Here is a 22599-nt window from a genome sequence, read left to right as displayed (position 1 = left end):
AACAAAACCATGCCATTCATAAACCCCATGATTCGCCAACGGACATTCTTTTTACTCGTACTCTTCCTCGCGGCGGGTAAGGCCGTTGCCCATGCCGGTCAACTTAACCAACTCGCGCTGGATGCGTGCAAAGACAAAGCACGCTCCCAGGCTTGCCAGTATCAAGGTCATCATCATGACCTCTACATTGGCACGTGCCAGAATGTCACCGAAGAGGCCCTTATCTGTGTCAGGACCAAGCCCATACAGACGATAACGCCCACTGATCATGAGGATGGGCCCAGCGCAGCCCATAGCCACGGCGAAAAAAATACGAACCATTGATAACGGTACGCTCCGGCCACGTTTTAATCCGGTGATGTATCTGCACCAAGTGTCTTTGAATTTTTTTCAGCCCGGAAAATATCAGCCGAAGAGTCCTCGCCATGGATTTACAAATCAAGAATAAAACGGCGCTTGTTAGCGGTGCTCACCGTGGCACCGGCAATGTAATTGCCACCACGCTGGCGCAAGAAGGGTCAACGGTGGCGCTCCATGCCTTTACCCAACAAGAAGCCGATGCGGCCATGGCCGCTCTCACTGATCCTGCCTTTAACATTGTACCGGTGGTGGGTGACCTTCTTACCGATGAGGGTGCGCAGCAGGTGATTGATCAGCTGCGAAATCACGGCTTGAGCATCGATATCCTGGTGAACAATTACGGCTCGGCGCTGGCGGGAAAATGGGACTCCCTTTCTACTGAGCAATGGATCGAAGCCACTAATGTGAACTTGCTCAGTGCAGTACGGCTGATTCAGCACTGCACCCCCCACATGAAAGCAAACCAGTGGGGACGCATCATCAACCTCAGTACCATCGGCGATCATCAACCCAACGGCATCATGCCCCATTACTACGCCGCTAAAGGTGCGCTCTCTAACAGCACCGTGAGTTTGGCAAGAGAATTAAGCGATACCGGCATTACTGTTAACACCGTTTCCCCCGGGCTCATCAAAACAGCCGAGGTGGAACGCGCCTATCAACATCGCGCACTAAAGAAAGGCTGGTCACTGGACACAATGACGTTGGAACAAGCCATCGTCCAACACGACTTCCCCAACCCCTGCGGCAGGCTAGCCACCCGAGAGGAAGTGGCGGACCTGGTGATTTTCCTGGCAAGTCCGAGGGCAGGGTTTATCAATGGCCAGAATATTCGGGTGGATGGGGGAGCGGTGAGGTATGTTTAATTTTTGGTAGGTGCACGGGGCAAGACCTGACCCCGGACGTCCGCCCATATCAATCAGCTCTCTCGCCTATATAACGCCTGGACTAAGCCGCCGGGACGCAGCGCAGCGCAGTACCGGTCGGCTTGAGCCACTTGTTAAGATTCTTCCTCATCATGATACTCCTGATCAAAAAGTCCCTCTTGCAGAGGAGTCATTTTTGACGCAGGTACTTCCTGAGTTGCTACGTCGAGTATAGGATCGAACACCTCACAAAGTGCCAAGTGCCTTCTTTTTCTGTTGCCAAGGTCCGAGGATGCCCTAATAGATCTTCCGTAACTCACTACCTGCGGTGAGAACTCCTCATCATCTGCGTCGGACCTAATATAGCTATTGACCTCCGTGGAAAAGCTGTCGAGAGATTCCCTGAACTCTCCTCTTTTTTCTTGAGTCAAAGGGAGTCGACTATGATGCGAGGCTAGGTACAAGAACAGAGAGTAAAAGTCCGTCTTCTTTTTCCATCGTGTATTTTTTATATCTGGTAGCAATTGCTCAAGTTCATAAATCACTGTTCTAAAGGTTGAAACTAGCTCATCCCTTTGCTCAAAATCATCTTCATACTCTTGATAATATCTATCAATAGTTTCTTTCTTATTCTGATGCCCATGAATAACAGCGATCGCCAGCTCGGAGATAAACTCTACATCCATCATTCGGCGGACATTAAGTGGAGTAAATATCCCAGTAGTACTCCAATAGTTGTAGTTAGAGATTTCTTGCATCGTGTTTATAAAAGGCCCCCAGTAAGTAGCTTGTCTAAGCTCTTGTTTATTAAGGGCAACAACGTTTTTGTTCAATCTTTGAAAGATACCCCGAATAGCATCGTCAGACATTTCGGGCAATATCCTGGCGATAAATATATAACCAAAAATCTTTTTCTTATCTTCTCCTGATAAGTCGTCAAAGGCCATGCCACCCCATGTGGGTGATTCGTCTTCTTTTATGGAAAACTTACCCTCGATAAAGTCTAAGCAAGTTCTAATTCTCTGCTGACCATCGATAATGATATGCTGCTCATTACCATCTTCATCAACAAACTCCTGCATATAAATTTCGGGAACAGGATATCCATTCAATATGCTATCTATAAGGTAGCTTTTTTGTGGCCAAGTCCAAACCGGATTCCTTTGGAATGGCGGCTTCATTTGAAGATCGCCAGCGTCATTTGTTTTTTTAAACCAAACGACAGTTCTATTTGTCGTATTTAGAAATCTTGACATATCACAACCCCTTTTCTAACTCTTGAGCTCTTAGGTTCTTCAAGTTATTTACTTGGTAAGACCTAAGGCTATCGAAATCTTTATACACTCTGATCTTTATATCTCGACCCACAGTCGGAGCGATTTTTGACATGTCATCCAAAGCCTCTAGCCATTTTTTTCCAAATGGTAGGTACGGTAGCAGCTTATCTGTCGCAATCGTTCCCCAATAGATATACTTCTGCACATGATCGCGAACAGACTGCTTGGCTGGCTGAGGCAAGCCGTGTATGCCAGAACCTAAGTTTCTCAAATAGCGCCAAGATGAAGTGAAGAAATAATCTGAAATAACCGCAACATCGATATCTGATCGGCAATTAAACTCGCGAAAATTCTTGTTTGGGTTCAAGCTAACGCCGAATGCGCCACTTCCAGTAACAACGATCTCAGAAGAGTCCACTTCAATTCTTTGCGCTAGCTCTCGACGCCAATTCTCATATAGTCGTGTGTCACCATCAAAAGGGTATGGTGTTCGATTTAATATCCACACTGACGCGACCAAATCAGGTGGCGCGCTTACCAGATCCTCTAAAAACTCTCTTTTCACTTCATTCATAAGCCATCATTTTACTGGAGGATTTATTGCTGGATCTTAACGCCCGCTTCAGCCGCCGAAGGTCGGCATGCAGGCTCTTTTAATTTCTTATCCATTGTAGGCCTCTCTCGTGGAGACTATTTGGTTGATACACGCCTTCAGAACAACCAACGAGCAGGTTATTAATGCCTCACTTCTTTCTGGCGCAAACCAATGCCCATTGAATTTTCCACCATGAAATAGGTTATTTCTCACCCGTCGGATATAAACAAATAGATTTTCAGCCTGGGAATTATGGTTTGGTTCTGCAGCGTCCCATTGAATCAAGCCGTCTCGGATTATCTGCTTTTTTGGCGGTTCATGGAGAATGAATTTGATTGCCTCAGAGACAGAAGCGTCGCCTGGGTTCTGGATATATGGCTCAACCTGCAAAGCGAACGCGGCCCAGTTCGCCTGCGCATTGCCTTCTCCATTGTGGAATCCCGCAGCCTTCAAAGCATATTCTGAACGCGAAAACTCTCTGAAAAAATTGCTAGATAGGCTATCTAAATCTGCATTCAATTCCACTCGATCACCTCCCGCCTTCGAACTTAACAGCGTATTAAGACGAACGAATCGACTTAACTCAATTCGACATAATTGTTTTTGGCTTACAAGATCAGCCACGATTAATTTAATATTGGTCAGAAGCTTACCAGCAAGTTGAGAACCTATCCCAACTGGAAAATCGCGAACGTTCGACATAATGCCAGTACGAACGTGCTGTTTGGCAAAACGATCCCTCTCTACAAATCCACTTTATATCAAGCATTTAGAGTTTTCTGTAAGCCATATCTTACAAGCCAGTAAAGCCCATCTGTTGAGCATGGGACTAGTCGGGGTTTGCCTACACTAACGGAACGTTGGGGGTCACGGAACGTTGGGGGTCAGGTCTTGCATCGTGCGCTCGAATACACGATGAAAGTTATGACCCCGGATCTAAGGTGCGCGTTATTGCCTGGGCGCTTTCCGCTGAAAACGGTGAAGTCCGCACTTACCGGATACTTGTGTGTGTGTTCGCTTAGCAGGAGAGCTGCGAAAAATATCGGATCAGGCCAACTATCGCGCCGCCAGCGACGCTTTCGGCAAAGCTAAGATTATGCTTGCCCGCAGACACCCACAAAAAAGCCCGGCGAATGCCGGGCTTTTTTGTGCCAGTGACGATTATTCCACCGTCACCGATTTGGCCAGATTCCTCGGCTGATCCACATCCGTCCCCCGCAGCACCGCCACATGGTAGCTGAGCAACTGCAACGGCACGGTATATACGATGGGGGAGATGGTTTCCGGTATCGCCGGCATGTTCAGCACGTGTATGCCTTCGCCTTCTTTCACGTGGGCGTTTTTGTCGGCGAAGACATACAGTTCGCCGCCGCGGGCACGCACTTCCTGCAGGTTAGATTTCAGCTTTTCCAGCAGCTCGTCATTAGGGGCCACGGATACCACCGGCATCTCGCTGTCTACCAACGCCAGGGGGCCATGCTTCAGCTCACCCGCCGCATAGGCTTCGGCGTGGATGTAGGAAATCTCCTTGAGCTTGAGTGCCCCTTCCAGGGCGACCGGGAACTGTACGCCACGGCCCAGGAACAGGGCATGGTGTTTTTCCACGAAGGCTTCGGAGAGTTTTTCGATGGGCTTGTCCAGCGCTGCCGCCTGTTCAATCAGGTTGGGCAACTGGCGAAGTTCTTCGAGAATTTTTTCGATTTCGCTATCGGCCAGGCCCTTTTGGCGGCCCAGTGCCAGCACCAGCATCAACAACCCAACCAACTGAGTCGTAAACGCCTTGGTGGAGGCAACGCCGATTTCCGGTCCGGCCTTGGTCAGGAACACCAGTTCCGATTCGCGCACCAGCGAGGAGCTATCCACGTTACACACGGCCAGGCGACCCACATAGTTGGGTGACTGGGTGTCGCGCAGGGCGGCCAGGGTATCGGCGGTTTCACCACTCTGGGAGATGGTGACGAACAGCGTGCCTTCTGGCACCACGTGCTTGCGATAGCGGAATTCACTGGCCACTTCCACCTGGCAGGGAATGCCGGCGATATCTTCCAGCCAGTAACGGGCCACCATACCGGCGTGGTAGCTGGTACCGCAGGCGACGATCTGGACGGTTTTTACCTTGTCGAAAATCGCTGGGGCTTTTTCACCGAAGGATTCGATCAGGGCTGCCGGTCCATCAATACGACCTTCCAGGGTGCGCTGAATAGCCGCCGGCTGCTCGAAGATTTCCTTTTGCATGTAATGGCGGTATTCACCCTTTTCCGCATCTTCGTGGGTGCCGTCAAACTCATGGGCGTCACGGGTTACCGGGTTACCTGCCGCATCGACAATGCGCACGTTATCGGTGGTGATTTCCGCCTGGTCGCCTTCTTCCAGGAAGATAAAGCGGTTGGTGACCGGCAGCAGGGCCAGCTGGTCCGACGCGATGTAGTTTTCGTCGATACCCAAACCAATGACCAGCGGGCTACCAGAGCGAACGGTGACCAGCTTATGCGGTTCCGAAGCGTGAATGACACCCAGCGCATAGGCACCGTGGAGTTTTTTGGTGACGGTCTGCACGGCGTCGAACAGGTTCAAGCCAGTATCCAGCGCCTGATGCACCAGGTGAACGATCACTTCGGTATCGGTTTGCGATTCAAAGTGATAACCCGCCGCTTCCAGTTCATCTTTGAGCGCCTGGAAGTTTTCGATGATGCCGTTATGCACCAGCGCCAAATCGTTGCCTGACATGTGTGGGTGCGAATTAGGCTCAGAAGGCTTGCCGTGGGTGGCCCAGCGGGTGTGGGCAATGCCGGTGAAACCCTGGGTTTGTGCTTCCTGAACAGCCTCTTCCAGCCCGGCCACTTTGCCCTGACGACGGACACGGCTGATACCGCTATCGTTGAGCAGCGCCACACCGGCACTGTCATAACCCCGGTACTCGAGTCGCTTAAGACCGGTGATCAGGATATTGGTGACATTACGCTGGGCAATGGCCCCGACGATTCCACACATGTTGGTTTCCTTGAATATTGCTTGCCGGCAGTCTTTGTGGGATCACTGCCGTGTCTATTCGCCATGCGAGCATGGCTCCAACGAATTCTCGACGCTCTGCAAACCCCGTTCTATTGTGGGAAGCGATGTTCATCCCACAGCAATCAGTGATGTTCCGGTTTTCAGAGACTTCTTATTTCTTTTTCGGACGTTTCCAGTCGCTGACGTTACGCTGCTGGCCGCGGGCGACCGCCAGGCCGTTGTCGTCTACATCTTTGGTGATGGTGCTGCCTGCACCGACGGTGGCATTTTCGCCAATCGTCACGGGTGCAACCAGTGAGGAATTGGAGCCGATGAAGGCACCGTCTTTCATCACTGTCTGGAATTTGTTGGCACCATCATAATTGCAGGTGATGGTGCCGGCGCCCACGTTGACCCCTTTACCGATCTGGCTGTCGCCGATGTAGGTGAGGTGGTTTACCTTGGAGCCTTCGCCAATGTAGGACTTCTTGGTTTCTACGAAGTTACCGACTTTGGCGTTGTCGGCCAGTTCGGTGCCCGGGCGCAGGCGCGCATAGGGCCCGAGCTGGCAGTTTTCACCAACGATGGCACCGTCGATCAGGGTATTGGCTTCAATAACGGTACCGGCACCGATGTTGGCATCGCGCAGGATACAGTTGGGGCCGATAACCACGCCTTCTTCAATGGTGACGTCGCCATCGAGGATGACGTTCACATCAATAATCACGTCACTGGCAATTTGCACGGTGCCGCGAATATCCAGCCGGGCCGGGTCGCGCAGGGTGACCCCGTCGCGCATTAGCGTTTCCGCCTGGGCCTGCTGAAAAATGCGCTCAAGACGTGACAACTGCACGCGGTCATTCACCCCATCCACTTCCCAACCTTCGTTAGGCTGCAACGTTTCCACGTTCAGACCGGACTGGGACGCCATGGCGATGAGGTCGGTGAGATAGTACTCACCTTGGGCATTGTTGCTGGAAAGTTTGGGCAGGCTTTCGTCCAGAAAACGGCGCGAACACGCCAGAATGCCGGTATTGATTTCCTGAATCCCCAGCTCGGCTTCGCTGGCATCTTTCTGCTCAACGATACGCTGCACGTTGTTCTGGCCATCACGAACAATACGGCCGTAGCCGTTGGGGTTGTCCAGGGTCAGCGTCATCAGTGCCAGGGTGTTGTCGTCTACCGACGCAACGAAGTCTTTCAGGGTTTCCGGGCGGATCAACGGCACATCGCCATACAGCACCAGCACCATGTCCTCTTTCACATGGGGCATGGCTTGCGCCACCGCATGGCCGGTGCCGAGCTGTTCGGCCTGCTCTGCCCAGGCCAGTTGCTGGCCTGTTACTGTGGCTTTGACTTTGTCACCACCGTGACCGTACACGATGACAATGTTAGCCGGGTCCAGCGACGCTGCCGCATCGACCACGTGCTGCACCATGGGCTTACCTGCCACTGCGTGGAGCACTTTGGGCAGGGCGCTTTTCATTCGCGTTCCCTTGCCCGCCGCCAGAATCACTACTGCTAGACTCATACCCTGTCCTTGTCTTCTTGCTGTCGCTAGTGCCTTGTTATACCACCGCGCCACTTCAGTTTCTGCAACGTCATCCGTTAACTTGCCATCTCACAACGACAGAAACAAAAAAGGGTAGCACTTGGCTACCCCTTTCTGTGTTGAAGAATTGCAAAAGATACTTACCGCTTCTTCTTCAACTGCTGAATCGCTCGTAGCTGTGCAACAGCTTCTGCCAGAGTGGCGGCGGCACGGGAGTAATCCATTTCGGAACTCTTGCCTTCCAGCGCTTCTTTGGCACGGGCTTTGGCACGCTCAGCTTCAGCGGCGTCCATGTTTTCAGCGCGCTCAGCAGTATCCGCCAGTACAGTCACCAGCTTGGGCTGCACTTCCAGGAAGCCGCCGGATACGTAGAACACTTCTTCTTCACCATTCTGCTTCTTCACCCGTACCGGGCCCGGCTTGAGCCGGGTCAGCAGCGGGGCGTGGCCAGGCATGATACCGAGGTCGCCTTCCACACCGGAAGCTACCACGATTTCAACCAAGCCGGAGAACAGCTGGCGTTCTGCACTTACAATGTCGCAATGCACGGTCATCGCCATTTGCTTGTCTCCCGGGTGCAGGTTACTTGCTACGCTTGTTGTAGGCTTCGATCACTTCGTCGATAGAGCCCTTCATGTAGAAGTCCTGCTCCGGGATGTGATCGTAATCACCGCCAAGAATGCCCTTGAAGCCCGCGAGGGTGTCTTTCAGGGAAACATACTTGCCCGGGGAGCCAGTAAATACTTCGGCCACGAAGAACGGCTGGGACAGGTAACGCTCGATCTTACGGGCACGAGATACGGTCAGTTTATCGTCTTCTGACAGTTCGTCCATACCCAGGATGGCGATGATGTCCTTCAGCTCTTTGAAGCGCTGCAGTACGGTTTGAACGCCACGCGCGATGTCGTAGTGCTCTTGACCGATAACCAGCGGATCCAGCTGACGAGAAGTGGAATCCAGCGGGTCGATCGCCGGGTAGATACCCTTGGAAGCGATATCACGGCTCAGGGATACAGTGGAATCCAAGTGCGCGAAAGTGGTTGCCGGAGACGGGTCAGTCAAGTCATCCGCCGGTACGTATACCGCCTGTACGGAGGTGATAGAACCGGTCTTGGTGGAAGTAATACGCTCCTGCAGAACGCCCATCTCTTCCGCCAGAGTCGGCTGGTAACCTACCGCTGAAGGCATACGGCCCAGCAGTGCAGATACTTCGGTACCGGCCAATGTGTAACGGTAGATGTTATCTACGAAGAACAGTACGTCGCGACCTTCGTCACGGAACTTCTCGGCCATGGTCAGACCGGTCAGCGCAACACGCAGACGGTTACCAGGTGGCTCGTTCATCTGACCGTAAACCAGCGATACCTTATCCAGTACGTTGGAATCCTTCATTTCGTGGTAGAAGTCGTTACCCTCACGAGTACGCTCACCCACACCGGCAAACACGGAGAAACCGGAGTGCTCGATCGCGATGTTCCGGATCAGCTCCATCATGTTTACGGTTTTACCTACACCCGCACCACCGAACAGGCCAACCTTACCGCCTTTGGCGAAAGGACAAACCAGGTCGATTACCTTGATGCCGGTTTCCAGCAGTTCGTTGGTGGCTGCCTGATCTGCATAAGTAGGCGCAGCACGGTGAATCGGCATGCGCTCTTCTTCACCGATGGGGCCAGCCTCATCGATTGGGCGACCCAGCACGTCCATGATACGGCCCAATGTCTTGGTGCCGACAGGAACCTGAATCGGCTCGCCGTTATCAGTCACGCCAAGGCCGCGCTTCAGACCTTCGGTGGAGCCCATGGCGATAGTACGGACTACGCCGTCGCCCAGCTGTTGCTGAACTTCCAGGGTAGTTTCAGTACCGTCCACGGAGAGGGCGTCATATACCTTCGGTACGGTTTCGCGTGGAAATTCCACGTCGATCACAGCACCGATGATCTGAACAATACGACCGCTACTCATGCTTGCATCCTCTTAACTTGCGTTTTTGCCGCGTTAATCTGCTTGACGATTAAACCGCAGCAGCACCACCAACGATTTCGGAGATTTCCTGCGTAATAGCAGCCTGGCGCGCTTTGTTGTACACCAATTGCAGATCACGAATGATGTCACCGGCGTTATCGCTGGCGGCCTTCATGGCGATCATACGCGCTGCCTGCTCACAGGCATTGTTTTCAACCACACCCTGATACACCTGAGACTCAATGAACCGCACCAGCAGTTCGTCGAGCAGCTCTTTCGGGGCCGGCTCGTAAATGTAGTCCCAGTGGCGCTTCAGCTCTTCATCGCTACCCGCTTCAAGTGGCAGCAACTGAATGTTCTTGGGCGACTGGGTCATGGTGTTCACGAATTCGTTGTACACAATGTACAAACGGTCGATCTCACCACTTTCGTAGGCATCCAGCATCACCTTGATGGAACCGATCAGGTCATTCAGGTGCGGGGTATCCCCCAGGCCTGTGACGTTCGCTTCCACGTTACCGCCAACGCTTTTGAAGAAAGACATGCCCTTGGAGCCCACTACGCAGTAGCGAACTTTAGCGCCTTTTTCTTCCCACTCTTTCGCGCCTTTGACGACATTCTTGAGCAGGTTGACGTTGAGGCCACCGCAGAGGCCCCGATCGGAGCTCACTACGATGTAGCCAACGTTCTTCACTTCCCGCTCTTGCAGGTAAACGTGCCGGTATTCCAGATCGGCGTTAGCCAGGTGAGCAACCACCTGACGCATACGGCTGGCGTACGGCTTGCTTGCCGTCATACGCTCTTGCGCCTTACGCATCTTGGAGGCTGCTACCATTTCCATTGCACGGGTAATTTTCTTCGTGCTTTGGACGCTGGCAATCTTGCCTTTGATCTCTTTACCGCTGGCCATAGGAACGTTCCTTTATCAGCGAATTACCAGGTCTGGGTGGCTTTGAACTGATCGAGAGATTCTTTGATCTCAGCTTCGATCTCGCCGTTGTAGTCACCCTTCTCGTTGATTTTATCCATCAACGCTTTCTTTTCGCTGTTCATGTAGTCCAGCAGTGCCGCTTCGAAGGGGCCGATTTTCTCGACAGCCATACCTTTCAGGTAGCCTTCGTTGGCGGCGTAGAGCACAACACCCATTTCAGCAACGCTCATGGGGCTGTACTGCTTCTGCTTCATCAGCTCGGTAACGGCCTGACCATGCTCCAGCTGTTCACGTGTGGAGTCATCCAGGTCAGAAGCGAACTGGGCGAATGCCGCCAGTTCACGGTACTGAGCCAGTGCCAGACGAATACCACCACCCAGCTTCTTCACGATCTTGGTCTGGGCTGCACCACCTACACGGGATACAGACACACCGGCGTTCATCGCCGGGCGAATGCCGGAGTTGAACAGGTCGGTTTCCAGGAAGATCTGACCATCGGTAATGGAAATCACGTTGGTCGGTACGAAGGCAGAAACGTCACCACCCTGGGTTTCAATGATTGGCAGTGCGGTCAGAGAACCGGTTTTGCCTTTCACTTCACCGTTGGTGAACTGCTCAACGTAATCTTCGTTTACCTTGGCGGCGCGCTCCAGCAGACGGGAGTGCAGGTAGAACACGTCACCAGGGTAAGCTTCACGACCCGGCGGACGACGCAGCAGCAGGGAGATCTGACGATACGCCCAGGCTTGCTTGGTCAAATCATCATAAACGATCAGTGCATCTTCGCCGCGGTCACGGAAGTACTCGCCCATGGTGCAACCGGCAAACGGTGCCAGGAACTGCATGGAAGCGGGGTCAGACGCGGAAGCGGCAACGATGATGGTGTTTTCCATCGCGCCATGCTCTTCCAGCTTGCGCACCACGTTAGCAATGGTGGACTGCTTCTGGCCGATGGCAACGTAGACACACTTAATGCCGGAGTCTTTCTGGTTGATGATCGCATCAACCGCGACAGCCGTCTTACCGATCTGGCGGTCACCGATGATCAGCTCACGCTGACCACGGCCGATTGGCACCATGGCATCGATAGACTTGTAACCGGTTTGCACAGGCTCGTTAACTTCACGACGCCAGATAACGCCAGGCGCTACCTTTTCAACCGCATCGGTCTGTTTGGCTTCAATCGGGCCTTTACCATCGATCGGGTTACCCAGAGCGTCAACCACACGACCCAGCATTTCGGGGCCAGTGGGGACTTCCAGAATACGACCGGTACAACGGACCTTTTGACCTTCGGCCAGGCCCAGGTAATCACCCAGTACCACGGCGCCGACAGAGTCTTGCTCCAGGTTAAGGGCCATGCCGTAGATGCCGCCCTCAAACTCGATCATCTCGCCGAACATCACGTCGGCCAGACCATGAATGCGCACAATACCATCAGATACGGAAACCACCGTACCTTCGTTGCGTGCTTCGGTGGAGGTATCAAGTTTCGCGATGCGCGACTTGATAATCTCGCTGATTTCGGACGGGTTGAGTTGCTGCATCTCTAATCCCTCAAACTCAAGAGTTCAGTTGCTCTGCCAGACGGTTAAGTCGGCCGCGCACACTGCCATCAATTACGGTATCGCCGGCTCGCACCAGCACGCCCCCAATCAGAGATTGGTCGACGGAAGTGGTGACATTCACTTCCGTTCCAAGGCGTTTCTTAAGCGCTGCTACCAGCTTGTCGGTAGCGGCATCGTCCAACTCGAATGCAGAGATCATCTCCACATCGGTGAACTGCTGCTGTTCGGCCAGAAGCTCGTGGAACAGTTGCAGGATGATTGGCAAAAGCGGCAGACGCTTGTTTTGCGTCAGTTGCGCAACAAAGTTGCGCGCGCTTTCGTCCAGCTCATCACCACAGACTTCTGCAAAAGCAGAAGCCTTGGTGGCGTCATCCAGTTCCGGCTGGTCAAGGTAGGCACGCATGGAGGCATCACCTGCCACTGCTGCTGCCAGGCCCAGCATCTTCTCCCACTGCTCCAGGGCATCGTGTTCTTTAGCGAACACAAATGCGGCCTTGGCGTAGGGGCGTGCGATGGTGGTCAGTTCAGCCATGGGTTACCCGTATTCTCAGAGTTCAGCCGCCAGCTGCTCAAGCAACTGCGAGTGTGCGTCCTGGTTTACTTCATTGCCCAGTACCTTTTCGGCACCGCTCAACGCCAGCACAGCCACTTCTTTACGCAATTGCTCGCGAGCCTGATTAACCTCTTGGTCAATCTCAGAGTGTGCTTTGGCAATCAGTCGCTCACCTTCGGTGCGCGCTGCATCTTTTGCCTCTTCCACAATCTGATTAGCCCGGCGATTGGCCTGATCAATAATTTCGGCCGCCTTCTCTTTAGATTCTTTGAGATTGGCGGTCGCCTTTTCCTGCGCCAGTTCCAGATCACGCTCTGCCCGATCCGCGGCACTCAGGCCTTCGGCAATCTTCTGCTTACGCTCATCCAGCGCCCGTGAAATCGGGGGCCAAACGAACTTCATGCAGAAGAACACAAACAGGGCAAACCAAATGGCCTGGCCAATTAGTGTCGCATTAATATTCATGCCAACACCTCAATCCGCGTTGCTTTAGATTTCCCTAAATCGGGGCTTAAACGTTAAAGCGCGATTTACTGGAAAATCAGCAGGAACGCGATAGCGATACAGATAATCGGCACAGCATCAAGCAGACCAGCGATGATGAACATGCGGGTTTGCAGCATCGGAGCCAGTTCCGGTTGACGAGCCACAGACTCGAGGAAACGACCACCCATCATGCCGAAGCCCAGACCTGCGCCGATGGCCGCCAGGCCAGCTACGATAGCAGCAGCAAGAAATTGAATGCCTTCCATCTTTACACTCCCGTTAAGTGCTTGGTTGGTTTAATTAAAAACCGGTTTAAAAAACAGTTACTTACTTAAATCAGTGCTCTTCGACCGCCATGCTCAAATACACGATGGTCAGAACCATGAAGATAAATGCCTGCAGGGTGATTACCAGAATATGGAATACCGCCCAAGGCCAGGCACCTATGAACTGCCAGGTGCCCATCATGGCGGCCAGCAGAATAAATACAAACTCACCCGCGTACATGTTACCGAACAGTCGCAGACCCAGAGACACCGGTTTGGACAGCAGGGCAATGGTTTCCAGCAGCAGGTTAACCGGAATCAGAAGCGCCTTGACCACCGGGTTGCCGGATTCAAAAGGATGCAGAGCCAACGTCCCGACAAAGCCGCCCACACCTTTGGTTTTGATGGTGAGGAAGATGATCAGGAACATGATTGTAAACGACATACCCAAGGTAATGTTCGGGTCGGTGGTCGGAACAATCTTGAAGTACGCTTCGTGGGCCGTCCAACCGAAGAACGTGGTCACGATCCAAGAAAAGGTCATCGGGATGAAATCCACGGGGATCAAATCCATCAGGTTCATCAGGAATACCCAACAGAAGATCACCAACGACAGCGGCGCAATCAGCTTGCTCTTGCCGTGGAAGGAATCACGCACCTGGGTATCGATAAACTCGATGATGATTTCCACGAAGTTAAGGAAACCAGAAGGAACCCCGGCGGTCGCCTTGCGGGCGCCCAACCAGAACAGCAAACACATGATGATACCGAGGCCGCCAGACCAGGCGAGAGAGTCGACGTGAAACGCAGCGAAGCCCATGTCTTTGGCTTCGGTGCCGTTGCAGGCCATGGTCCAGGTGTCCTGGCTCAGAGTCTCCGCATGGCCGTGACATTCACGGACATAGCCTTCCGGCAGTTTGCCATAGGTCAAATTGCCCAAATGGTGCTGGATATACTCGCCGGCGGAGTTCGCTGCCATGTCAAACCTCTATAGAGAGCCGATGCCTACAGGCTAGTCGTCGTGCCTGTTTTGCCCTGCCGTTCGCCCGTCGAGGCGGGCTACCTGTATCCAACCCACAATCTGGGCCAGCACGAAGCCTAACAGCAGAACCATTGCAATTTTCATTTCCCGCGCTTCAGGGACCTTGGAGAATGTCAGCCAGAACAGCAACAACATGATTGCGATCTTGCCCATCTCGGCCCGCATTGCTGCGGTGGCCATGCGCTTTGGCGCACGGTTGCCCGGGTGCATCCATATCTGGAAGCCACCCCAGGCATAAGCGATCAGGCTGATAGTGCCGCCCCAGGCAGCCACCAGACCGGCGAAAACGCCAGCCAACCCGGTTACCAGCAGCCCAAATACCACTATCGTGGTCAGCTGAGCGCGCATTAAGCCCCAGAACAGTGCTCTGTCGGGCTGAAATTCGTTGCTGGTCACCGTGAGCCTCTTGGCTGATGCAAAGTGATGCCACATCAGGCACTAAGGTCTCGGGCACCCCTGATCTTTAGCGCGGCGAAGTATATGGAGTTGGCGCGCAAGTGGCAACCGCCGTGCGCGGATTGTTGGTCAAACTTCGTGCATCAAGACCAACTTTTCGCAGCAAGATGTGCACAAAAAATGCATGAACCTGATTCAGGAAAAATAACACCCAAACGGCCATTTTTTATATACCTGCGCGATCAGGCAATATTGCCTGATCTGCGCGCACACCGAACGGGATAACGCCAGACTCTCTGCCCGCCTGCGAACCAGCACCACAGCGATAGCCCGCCTGCCTGCATACAGGAAACAGCTTGTTGCAATATTTCCCCGGCAGGTAACCCTGCCCGATTACTTGATGTGCGCCAGAATGCCGTCCAGCTCATCCAGGCTGTTATAGCTGATCACCAGCTTGCCCTTCTTGCCTTGCTGCTGGAGCTGCACCGGCGCACCCAGGCGGTCGGACAGATCGCTGATCAGCGCTTTTACGTTCGGGTCTTCCTTGGGCGCCACTGGTTTGGCCGGTTTCGCTTTCTCGAAATCACGGACCAACTCTTCGGTCTGGCGCACTGACAGGCCCTTGGCAACCACCGTACGAGCGGCATCGATCTGCTTGTTGCCGGTCAGTGCCAGCAACGCACGGGCATGGCCCATTTCCAGGTCCCCGTGTTCAAGCAACTTTTTGACGTCGGCTTCCAGGCTCATCAGCCGTAGCAGGTTGGTGACCATAGCGCGGGATTTCCCCACCGCATCCGCCACCTGCTGGTGAGTGAGCCCGAATTCTTCTTTCAGGCGACCCAACGCGATGGCCTCTTCCATGGGATTGAGGTTTTCCCGCTGGATATTCTCGATCAGCGCCATGGCGATGGCGGCTTCGTCAGGCACCTCGCGGATAACCGCCGGAATGGTGTCCAGCTCGGCCATCTGGGCGGCGCGCCAGCGGCGTTCACCGGCGATGATTTCGTAGCGCTTGTCGCCCAATGGGCGCACCACGATGGGCTGCATCACCCCTTGGGCGCGAATGGACTCCGCCAGCTCTTCCAGAGCATCGGGTGACATGTCCCGGCGCGGCTGATAGCGGCCGCGCTCCATGCACCCCACCGGCAGGTGACGTAACTCGCCATCGCGGGGGCGCTGACTGGATTCGCCGGCCGCGTCGCCTTCGCTCTGCAGACTGACCTCTTCCTGGTGCCGCTGATAGGACTCGTTGCTGCTGAGCAGGGCGTCCAGGCCCTTGCTGAGACCGCGTTTACGCTTTGCCGCCATGATTAATCCTTGATGATACGCATGACGCCAGACGCCTGGCGCCTGACGCTGCGGGCAAACTCCGCCCGCCTGAAAAAATGATACCGGATGCCACCATCATGACGCGGCGGCGGGCTGGGCCTTGAGCGCCTGTTCACGGCGCAGAATCTCGCCGGCCAGAGCCAGGTAGCTGACCGCGCCCCGGGATTTCGGGTCATAGGTAATCACCGGCGCACCATGACTGGGCGCTTCGGCCAGCCGCACGTTGCGGGGGATAATGGTGCGGTACACCTTGTCGCCGAAGTGGCTGATCAACTGGTTCGACACATCATTGGAGAGACTGTTGCGCGGGTCATACATGGTGCGCAACAAGCCGCCAATGTGCAGCTTCGGATTCAGCACCGTGCGGATTTTCTCGATGGTGTTCATCAGCGCGGTAAGGCCTTCCAGCGCGTAGTACTCGCACTGGATCGGCACAATCACCGAATCCGCCGCTGTCAGCGCATTCACAGTAAGCATGTTCAGGGACGGCGGGCAATCGATCAGGATGTAATCGTATTGGTCGCGGATCCGCGCCAGCGCATTACGCAGGCGAAATTCCTTGGCGCTCATGTCCAATAGCTGAACTTCGGCGGCGGTCAGGTCGCCATTGGCGGCGATCAGGTCAAAGCCGGAATCTTCCGGCGTCCCCGTTACCGCCTGCTCGATGGCCACGTCATCGCACAGCACATCGTAAATGGTGTAGTCGGTTTCAAACTTGTCCACCCCGGACCCGGTGGTGGCGTTGCCCTGTGGATCGATGTCCACGAGCATCACCTTCTTGCGGGTGGCCGCCAGCGACGCCGCCAGGTTCACACTACTGGTGGTCTTGCCCACGCCGCCTTTCTGATTGGCTACGGCAAATACGGTGGTCACTGCGTTCTCCTTGATTGTACGCCTGACGTCTGAGGCCGGATGCCTGACGCAGCACCCCCGCTCGACATCAGGCTTTGTTCACTACCACCAAGGTGCGGGGCTCATCCAGTCCCGGCACTGTCAGGGTGTGATGGCGCCCTTGCCACTGCGTCGGCAGGGTGGCCAACTCTTCTTCCGTGCTGGCCGCTTTCATGGCCAGCAGGCGGGTATTGTCAGTCATTATGGGCGTCATCAACGCCAACATGTCCGACAAGGAAGCAAAAGCGCGACAAATAATCTGCGATGGGGCTTTACGGTACTGTTCCACGCGACCGTGCACAACCTCCACGTTATCCAGCCCCAGCTCTCGTCGGGCCTGGCGCACAAAACGGGTTTTCTTGCCGTTGGAATCCAGCAGCACAAATGCCTGCTGGGGGCGTGCCACCGCCAGAATAATGCCAGGAATACCAGCGCCGGTGCCCACATCCAGGGTTTCGCCTTCACCCAGATGAGGCAGGACCGCCAGGGAATCGAGCAGGTGGCGGGTAACCATCTCCTGCGGATCGCGAATGGCGGTGAGGTTGTAGGCCTGGTTCCATTTAACCAGCAGGTCCACATAGGCCAGCAACAGGCGCGACTGGTCGTCACTCAAGGTAAGGCCCAAGGTATCGATGCCCCCGGCCAGGGTGTCAGAGAGACTCATGCTTGTTGGGCGGCCTTCTTTTGATGGTGATGTTTTTTCAGGTAAATCATCAGCAGGGAGATGGCCGCCGGGGTCACACCGGGAATCCGACCGGCCTGGCCCAGGGTTTGTGGGCGAATCTCGCCGAGCTTCTGCTTCACTTCATTGGACAGGCCTTTCACCTGACCGTAATCGAATTCCGCCGGCAGCGCGGTGGTTTCTGCGGCGCGCAGTTTTTCGATTTCGTCGGCCTGACGATCGATATAGCCGGCGTATTTGGCGAGGATCTCCATCTGCTCGATAACCGCCGCATGCGGGCGCTCCGCCAGCACCACTGCATCCGCCAGATTGGCGTAGGTCAGTTCCGGGCGCTTAAGCAAATCGAGCAGATTGTATTCGTGGGCCAGGGGCTTCTCGATCAGGGCATTCACCGCCTCGGCTTCGGGGGTTTTCGGCCGAACCCAGGTAGTCTTCAGGCGCTGTTCTTCCTGCGCCATGCCCTCACGCTTGGCGTTGAATGCCGCCCAGCGCTCGTCATCCACCAGACCCAGCTCGCGGCCTTTTTCTGTAAGTCGCAGGTCCGCGTTGTCTTCACGCAAGAGCAGCCGGTATTCCGCGCGGCTGGTAAACATGCGGTAAGGCTCCTGGGTGCCCATGGTAATAAGATCATCCACCAGCACGCCGATGTAGGCTTCATCACGGCGGGGGGTCCAAGCGTCTTTGCCCTGACTCAACAGGGCCGCATTCAGGCCCGCCAGCAACCCCTGGGCGCCCGCTTCTTCATAACCGGTGGTGCCGTTAATCTGCCCCGCAAAGAACAGCCCCGGCATATGCTGGGTTTCCAGGCTGTGCTTGAGATCCTGGGGATTGAAGTAATCATATTCGATGGCGTAGCCCGGGCGGGTAATATGGGCATTTTCAAAGCCACGAATGGAGCGCACCGCCTGTAACTGCACATCAAACGGCAGACTGGTGGAAATGCCATTGGGATATAACTCGTGGGTATTCAGCCCTTCCGGCTCCACGAAAATCTGGTGGCTGTCCTTGTCTGGATAGCGATTCACCTTGTCTTCAATGGAGGGGCAATAGCGCGGCCCCACCCCATCAATCACACCGGTGAACATGGGGCTGCGGTCAAAACCACTGCGGATGATGTCGTGGGTTTGGGCATTGGTATGCGTGATATAGCAGCACACCTGCTGCGGATGCTCGTCCATCGAGCCCAAGTAGCTCATCACCGGCAGCGGACTGTCGCCCCACTGCTCTTCCATCACCGAGAAATCCACGGTCTTGCCGTCGATACGCGGCGGCGTGCCGGTTTTCAAACGGTCCACCCGAAACGGCAACTCGCGCAAACGGCGCGCCAGTGCATTGGAAGGCTGATCGCCGGCGCGGCCACCCTGGTGGTTATCCAGGCCAATATGAATGACACCGCCCAGGAAAGTGCCGGCGGTGAGCACCACCGCATCGGCCATGAAGCGCAGGCCCATATTGGTCACGACACCCACACAGCGGCCGTTTTCCACAATCAGGTCGTCTACGGCTTGCTGGAACAGAGTCAGGTCGGGCTGGTTTTCCAGGGTCCCGCGAATAGCAGCCTTATAAAGCTCGCGATCTGCTTGGGCGCGGGTGGCGCGTACCGCCGGCCCTTTGCGGGCATTGAGCACGCGAAACTGAATGCCGCCTTTATCGGTGGCGCGGCCCATGGCCCCGCCCAGGGCATCGATTTCACGCACCAGGTGGCTCTTGCCGATCCCGCCGATGGCCGGGTTACAGCTCATCTGGCCCAGGGTTTCGATATTATGGGTGAGCAGCAGCGTTGAAACGCCCATACGCGCAGAGGCCAGTGCCGCCTCGGTACCGGCATGGCCGCCGCCGATCACAATCACGCCAAATCGCTGGGAAAAATCCATCGTTTACTTACCTTGCAGGACAGGCCTGCTGCTCAAAATATAGTCAACTCGGGCGCGGTAGTATAAAGAGAACGCCTCACGCTGCAAGCATCACCCGACATGCACCGCAAACTGTGCCGTAAAGCGAGTAACGCGTTCCGAGGAGCAAGTTGCGAAAGGCAAAACCTTCAGTCTGTTTTTTAGTTTTTCGTAACTCATAACTCGTAACTGAATCCATGCATCACCTCTTACGTGTAAGCTATTCTACTATAGAACCTAGAAGTCACTTAACCAGGAACGCATTTGGAATCATTGAATCTCTTTCTGCTGATCGGCACGGGCCTGATGTTCACCGGCCTGCTGCTGGGCTCCCTGAGCGCCCGTTTCGGGGTGCCGTCTCTGCTTATGTTTCTGGTGGTCGGCATGGTGGCTGGGGAAGACGGCCTGGGTGGTATCGAATTCGATGATTTCTCCACCGCCTATGTGATTGGCAACATCGCCCTGGCGGTGATTTTGCTGGATGGCGGCCTGCGCACCCGATTAAGCACCTTTAAACTAGGCCTGCGCCCGGCTCTTAGCCTGGCCACCTTCGGCGTGGCCATCTCCGCCGCCCTGGTCGGTGCCTTTGCTACTTGGCTAATCGGGGTGGACTGGCGGGTTGGTCTGCTGCTGGGGGGCATTATCGGCTCCACCGATGCGGCGGCGGTATTCAGTGTTATCAAGGGCGCCGGCGTTACCCTCAATGAACGCGTGGCGAGCACCCTGGAGATCGAGTCCGGCCTCAACGACCCCATGGCCATCTTTATTACCCTGATGCTGGTGGGGCTACTGGTGGACCCGGACGCCGAATGGGGCGTCGGCATGCTCGTCACCCTGCTCCAGCAATTTGGCCTGGGCATCTTGCTGGGCCTACTGCTGGGTGCGGTGATCAGTGAAGTGCTGCTGCGGGTGCGCAGCAACGAAGGCCTGCACGCCCTGCTGCTGTGTAGCGGCGGCGCCATGGTCTTTGCCATCACCAACCTGGTGGGCGGCTCCGGTTTCCTGGCCGTGTACTTGACCGGCCTGGTGGCCGGCAATCGCCGCGGCGGCACCGGCGACAATGTGCTCAAATCCATGGATTCCATGGCTTGGCTGGCGCAGTCCGGCATGTTCCTGATTCTCGGCTTGCTGGTCACGCCCTCCCGGCTTACCGAAAACCTGCCCTGGGCACTGGCGGTGGCGGCCTTCCTGATGCTGCTGGCGCGTCCGGTGTCCGTGTGGCTGAGCCTGCTGCCCTTTCGTTTCACTTGGCGCGAAGAAATCTTTATTGCCTGGACCGGCCTGCGCGGGGCGGTACCCATTGTGCTGGCCGTATTCCCGCTACTAGCCGGGGTAGAGCAAACCTACCTGCTGTTCGATATCACCCTGGTGGTGGTGCTGATCTCCCTGCTTGGCCAGGGCGCCAGCTTGCGTTTTGTGGCCCGCAAACTGAAAGTCTCGGTGCCGCGCACCACCGAGCCCAAGCAGACTGTGGCACTGGCCGCGCCGCGGGATCGTTATTTAATGCAGTTTGAAGTGGAAGACGGCGCCAAAGCGGTGGGCAAGGGCTTGGGCGAACTGGGCGAAGCGGAACGCACCCCGTTGATTCTGTACCGCAACAAACAGGTACTCAGCCTCAATGATGATCCCAAGATCGAAGCCGGCGATTTGATTGCCTGGCTGGCGCCGTTGTCACACAAATCCAGCCTGTCGGACCTGTGCCATAAATTAAGCAGCGATGAAAAACGCTATTACGGCGATTTCAGCGTGCTCGGCAAAACCCCGGTGGCACAGTTAATTGCGGTGTATGGGGTCGACGCCCCTCCGCCACTCTGGCAAGGACTGACCGTGGCCGAGATGTTTACCAAACAAGTAGGGAAACAGGCGGTTGTGGGTGATACGGTGCGGGTCAGTGGCTTGCGGCTAAGGGCAAGATCCGTTGAAAACGGCACGGTCGTCATGGCCGGGCTAAAACTGCCGGGGTAAAAGCAGTTACGAGTTGAAAGTTTAAAGTTGAAACGCGGATCAGGCAGCGCTGTCATGCAGTGCTGTGCCCGCGATTAACGGTAACGGCGCGGGCACGGGATCTGAAAGCAGAGCACCCATCCCGCGCTTTTAAACTTTCAACTTTCAACTCATCAGCAAGGACGACGCATGGCTCGTTTTGATAATCATCGTATTCTGATCACCGGCGCAGGCGCAGGCATTGGCGCTCTGATGGCAGAGGAATTTGCCAAACAGGGGGCAGAAGTCATCGTCACTGCCCGCCGTATCAGCGCAGCCCGCGAAGTCGCTGACCGGATCAAGGCCACCGGCGGCAAGGCCCACCCCTATGTACTGGATGTGAGCAAGATCGCGTCCATCGCCAAATTTCGCGACAAGCTCCATAGCGAAGTCGGCCTCATCACCGGTCTGATCAATAATGCGGGCGTGGTGTTCGGCGGCGAGTTTGAGCAAGTCCCGCTGGAACAGCACCTGAACACCTTCCGCATCAACACGGAAGGATTGATGGCCACCAGCCATGCTTTTATTGAAGACCTGATCCAGGCAAAGGAAGGCTATCTGGTCAATATTGCCAGCGCGTCCGCCTTTGTGGGCCTGCCCTATGGCAGCACCTATGCGGCCAGCAAATGGGCCGTGGTCGGCTTCTCTGAATCCATCCGCCTGGAGCTGGATGTGCGCAAGATCAAGCATGTGCACGTGACCACAGTCTGCCCCAGCTATATCTCCACCGGCATGTTTGATGGCGTCAAGACGCCCATGTTTACTCCCATGCTCACCCCCAAGAAAGTGGTCAACAGCATCATCAAGGGCATGCAAAAGAAAGACAGCTTCGTTATCGAGCCACCCATCGCCAAATCCACTGAACTGCTCAAGGCTGTACTCCCCCAAGGGGTATGGGATGAAGTTGCCCTGCGCATGGGCGTCTCCACCTCCATGTATAGCTGGAAAGGAAAGAAGGAGTAACTGCGAGCTTC

The 22599-nt window shown here is 55.2% G+C and carries 22 protein-coding genes; 3 read left to right on the top strand and 19 right to left on the bottom strand.

Features of this window, described 5'->3' with window-relative positions; all coding sequences use genetic code 11:
* Positions 1-51 precede the first annotated feature (51 nt).
* A complete protein-coding gene (locus ABNH18_RS09665; RefSeq protein WP_349382611.1) occupies positions 52-321 on the bottom strand; it encodes a hypothetical protein in 270 nt (89 codons plus the stop codon).
* Between the two features lie 104 nt (positions 322-425).
* Here ABNH18_RS09665 and ABNH18_RS09660 point away from each other — a divergent pair, with 104 nt between their 5' ends.
* Positions 426-1226 carry an SDR family NAD(P)-dependent oxidoreductase gene (locus ABNH18_RS09660; protein WP_349382610.1) on the top strand — a complete coding sequence of 267 codons (801 nt, stop codon included), beginning with the start codon at positions 426-428 and terminating at the stop codon, positions 1224-1226.
* A gap of 134 nt (positions 1227-1360) precedes the next feature.
* Here the strand turns inward: ABNH18_RS09660 and ABNH18_RS09655 are convergent, their stop codons facing one another.
* The 18 genes from ABNH18_RS09655 to mnmG form a co-directional block, all read right to left on the bottom strand.
* Positions 1361-2482 carry a DUF262 domain-containing protein gene (locus tag ABNH18_RS09655; protein WP_349382609.1) on the bottom strand — a complete coding sequence of 374 codons (1122 nt, stop codon included), beginning with the start codon at positions 2480-2482 and terminating at the stop codon, positions 1361-1363.
* 1 nt (position 2483) lies between these two features.
* Positions 2484-3077 (bottom strand): hypothetical protein, encoded by a 594-nt coding sequence (locus tag ABNH18_RS09650; protein ID WP_349382608.1) that lies wholly within the window; start codon positions 3075-3077, stop codon positions 2484-2486.
* Between the two features lie 87 nt (positions 3078-3164).
* A complete protein-coding gene (locus tag ABNH18_RS09645) occupies positions 3165-3623 on the bottom strand; it encodes a hypothetical protein (RefSeq protein WP_349382607.1) in 459 nt (152 codons plus the stop codon).
* A 636-nt stretch (positions 3624-4259) separates the two neighbouring features.
* The gene (glmS, locus tag ABNH18_RS09640) at positions 4260-6089 is read right to left on the bottom strand and encodes a glutamine--fructose-6-phosphate transaminase (isomerizing) (protein ID WP_349382606.1); all 1830 of its coding nucleotides are present in this window, start codon (positions 6087-6089) and stop codon (positions 4260-4262) included.
* A 172-nt stretch (positions 6090-6261) separates the two neighbouring features.
* Positions 6262-7620 carry a bifunctional UDP-N-acetylglucosamine diphosphorylase/glucosamine-1-phosphate N-acetyltransferase GlmU gene (gene glmU / locus ABNH18_RS09635; RefSeq protein WP_349382605.1) on the bottom strand — a complete coding sequence of 453 codons (1359 nt, stop codon included), beginning with the start codon at positions 7618-7620 and terminating at the stop codon, positions 6262-6264.
* 161 nt (positions 7621-7781) lie between these two features.
* Entirely contained in the window at positions 7782-8201 is a 420-nt protein-coding gene (locus tag ABNH18_RS09630) for a F0F1 ATP synthase subunit epsilon (RefSeq protein WP_349382604.1), read from the bottom strand.
* 22 nt (positions 8202-8223) lie between these two features.
* Positions 8224-9606, bottom strand: coding sequence for a F0F1 ATP synthase subunit beta (gene atpD, locus ABNH18_RS09625; RefSeq protein WP_323774883.1), 1383 nt, complete (start codon positions 9604-9606; stop codon positions 8224-8226).
* A gap of 49 nt (positions 9607-9655) precedes the next feature.
* Positions 9656-10516 (bottom strand): F0F1 ATP synthase subunit gamma, encoded by an 861-nt coding sequence (gene atpG / locus ABNH18_RS09620; protein WP_349382603.1) that lies wholly within the window; start codon positions 10514-10516, stop codon positions 9656-9658.
* A 23-nt stretch (positions 10517-10539) separates the two neighbouring features.
* Complete coding sequence (gene atpA, locus ABNH18_RS09615) at positions 10540-12084, bottom strand: F0F1 ATP synthase subunit alpha (protein WP_323774881.1); 1545 nt, start codon at positions 12082-12084, stop codon at positions 10540-10542.
* A 16-nt stretch (positions 12085-12100) separates the two neighbouring features.
* A complete protein-coding gene (locus ABNH18_RS09610) occupies positions 12101-12637 on the bottom strand; it encodes a F0F1 ATP synthase subunit delta (protein ID WP_349382602.1) in 537 nt (178 codons plus the stop codon).
* 15 nt (positions 12638-12652) lie between these two features.
* A complete protein-coding gene (locus tag ABNH18_RS09605; protein ID WP_349382601.1) occupies positions 12653-13123 on the bottom strand; it encodes a F0F1 ATP synthase subunit B in 471 nt (156 codons plus the stop codon).
* 65 nt (positions 13124-13188) lie between these two features.
* Positions 13189-13410: a F0F1 ATP synthase subunit C gene (atpE, locus tag ABNH18_RS09600; protein WP_007151035.1), complete on the bottom strand. Its 222-nt coding sequence runs from the start codon at positions 13408-13410 to the stop codon at positions 13189-13191.
* A 70-nt stretch (positions 13411-13480) separates the two neighbouring features.
* Positions 13481-14389 (bottom strand): F0F1 ATP synthase subunit A, encoded by a 909-nt coding sequence (atpB, locus tag ABNH18_RS09595; protein WP_349382600.1) that lies wholly within the window; start codon positions 14387-14389, stop codon positions 13481-13483.
* 33 nt (positions 14390-14422) lie between these two features.
* The gene (locus ABNH18_RS09590; protein WP_349382599.1) at positions 14423-14848 is read right to left on the bottom strand and encodes an ATP synthase subunit I; all 426 of its coding nucleotides are present in this window, start codon (positions 14846-14848) and stop codon (positions 14423-14425) included.
* Between the two features lie 393 nt (positions 14849-15241).
* Positions 15242-16156, bottom strand: a complete 915-nt coding sequence (locus ABNH18_RS09585; protein ID WP_349382598.1) for a ParB/RepB/Spo0J family partition protein — start codon at positions 16154-16156, stop codon at positions 15242-15244.
* A gap of 96 nt (positions 16157-16252) precedes the next feature.
* Positions 16253-17050: a ParA family protein gene (locus ABNH18_RS09580; RefSeq protein ID WP_007151340.1), complete on the bottom strand. Its 798-nt coding sequence runs from the start codon at positions 17048-17050 to the stop codon at positions 16253-16255.
* A 67-nt stretch (positions 17051-17117) separates the two neighbouring features.
* Complete coding sequence (gene rsmG, locus ABNH18_RS09575; protein ID WP_349382597.1) at positions 17118-17732, bottom strand: 16S rRNA (guanine(527)-N(7))-methyltransferase RsmG; 615 nt, start codon at positions 17730-17732, stop codon at positions 17118-17120.
* Positions 17729-19624 (bottom strand): tRNA uridine-5-carboxymethylaminomethyl(34) synthesis enzyme MnmG, encoded by a 1896-nt coding sequence (gene mnmG, locus ABNH18_RS09570; protein ID WP_349382596.1) that lies wholly within the window; start codon positions 19622-19624, stop codon positions 17729-17731. Before mnmG ends, rsmG begins: the two co-directional genes overlap by 4 nt.
* A 282-nt stretch (positions 19625-19906) precedes the next feature.
* Here mnmG and ABNH18_RS09565 point away from each other — a divergent pair, with 282 nt between their 5' ends.
* Together ABNH18_RS09565 and ABNH18_RS09560 are read left to right on the top strand one after the other, a co-directional pair.
* A complete protein-coding gene (locus ABNH18_RS09565) occupies positions 19907-21607 on the top strand; it encodes a potassium/proton antiporter (RefSeq protein WP_349382595.1) in 1701 nt (566 codons plus the stop codon).
* A 168-nt stretch (positions 21608-21775) separates the two neighbouring features.
* Positions 21776-22588 (top strand): SDR family NAD(P)-dependent oxidoreductase, encoded by an 813-nt coding sequence (locus ABNH18_RS09560; protein ID WP_349382594.1) that lies wholly within the window; start codon positions 21776-21778, stop codon positions 22586-22588.
* Positions 22589-22599: the final 11 nt, after the last annotated feature.

Source organism: Alcanivorax sp. (assembly GCF_040118815.1).
Classification (GTDB): domain Bacteria; phylum Pseudomonadota; class Gammaproteobacteria; order Pseudomonadales; family Alcanivoracaceae; genus Alcanivorax.
This window is presented reverse-complemented; position numbering and strand designations above follow the sequence as displayed.

Bases quoted from the DNA above. Each gene is read 5' to 3' on its own strand.
- atpD (WP_323774883.1), bottom strand. From the start codon at position 9,606: ATGAGTAGCGGTCGTATTGTTCAGATCATCGGTGCTGTGATCGACGTG.
- ABNH18_RS09610 (WP_349382602.1), bottom strand. From the start codon at position 12,637: ATGGCTGAACTGACCACCATCGCACGCCCCTACGCCAAGGCCGCATTT.
- ABNH18_RS09660 (WP_349382610.1), top strand. From the start codon at position 426: ATGGATTTACAAATCAAGAATAAAACGGCGCTTGTTAGCGGTGCTCAC.
- rsmG (WP_349382597.1), bottom strand. From the start codon at position 17,732: ATGAGTCTCTCTGACACCCTGGCCGGGGGCATCGATACCTTGGGCCTT.
- glmS (WP_349382606.1), bottom strand. From the start codon at position 6,089: ATGTGTGGAATCGTCGGGGCCATTGCCCAGCGTAATGTCACCAATATC.
- glmU (WP_349382605.1), bottom strand. From the start codon at position 7,620: ATGAGTCTAGCAGTAGTGATTCTGGCGGCGGGCAAGGGAACGCGAATG.
- mnmG (WP_349382596.1), bottom strand. From the start codon at position 19,624: ATGGATTTTTCCCAGCGATTTGGCGTGATTGTGATCGGCGGCGGCCAT.
- atpB (WP_349382600.1), bottom strand. From the start codon at position 14,389: ATGGCAGCGAACTCCGCCGGCGAGTATATCCAGCACCATTTGGGCAAT.
- atpG (WP_349382603.1), bottom strand. From the start codon at position 10,516: ATGGCCAGCGGTAAAGAGATCAAAGGCAAGATTGCCAGCGTCCAAAGC.
- ABNH18_RS09630 (WP_349382604.1), bottom strand. From the start codon at position 8,201: ATGGCGATGACCGTGCATTGCGACATTGTAAGTGCAGAACGCCAGCTG.
- atpA (WP_323774881.1), bottom strand. From the start codon at position 12,084: ATGCAGCAACTCAACCCGTCCGAAATCAGCGAGATTATCAAGTCGCGC.
- ABNH18_RS09560 (WP_349382594.1), top strand. From the start codon at position 21,776: ATGGCTCGTTTTGATAATCATCGTATTCTGATCACCGGCGCAGGCGCA.
- atpE (WP_007151035.1), bottom strand. From the start codon at position 13,410: ATGGAAGGCATTCAATTTCTTGCTGCTGCTATCGTAGCTGGCCTGGCG.
- ABNH18_RS09655 (WP_349382609.1), bottom strand. From the start codon at position 2,482: ATGTCAAGATTTCTAAATACGACAAATAGAACTGTCGTTTGGTTTAAA.
- ABNH18_RS09605 (WP_349382601.1), bottom strand. From the start codon at position 13,123: ATGAATATTAATGCGACACTAATTGGCCAGGCCATTTGGTTTGCCCTG.
- ABNH18_RS09650 (WP_349382608.1), bottom strand. From the start codon at position 3,077: ATGAATGAAGTGAAAAGAGAGTTTTTAGAGGATCTGGTAAGCGCGCCA.
- ABNH18_RS09585 (WP_349382598.1), bottom strand. From the start codon at position 16,156: ATGGCGGCAAAGCGTAAACGCGGTCTCAGCAAGGGCCTGGACGCCCTG.
- ABNH18_RS09665 (WP_349382611.1), bottom strand. From the start codon at position 321: ATGGTTCGTATTTTTTTCGCCGTGGCTATGGGCTGCGCTGGGCCCATC.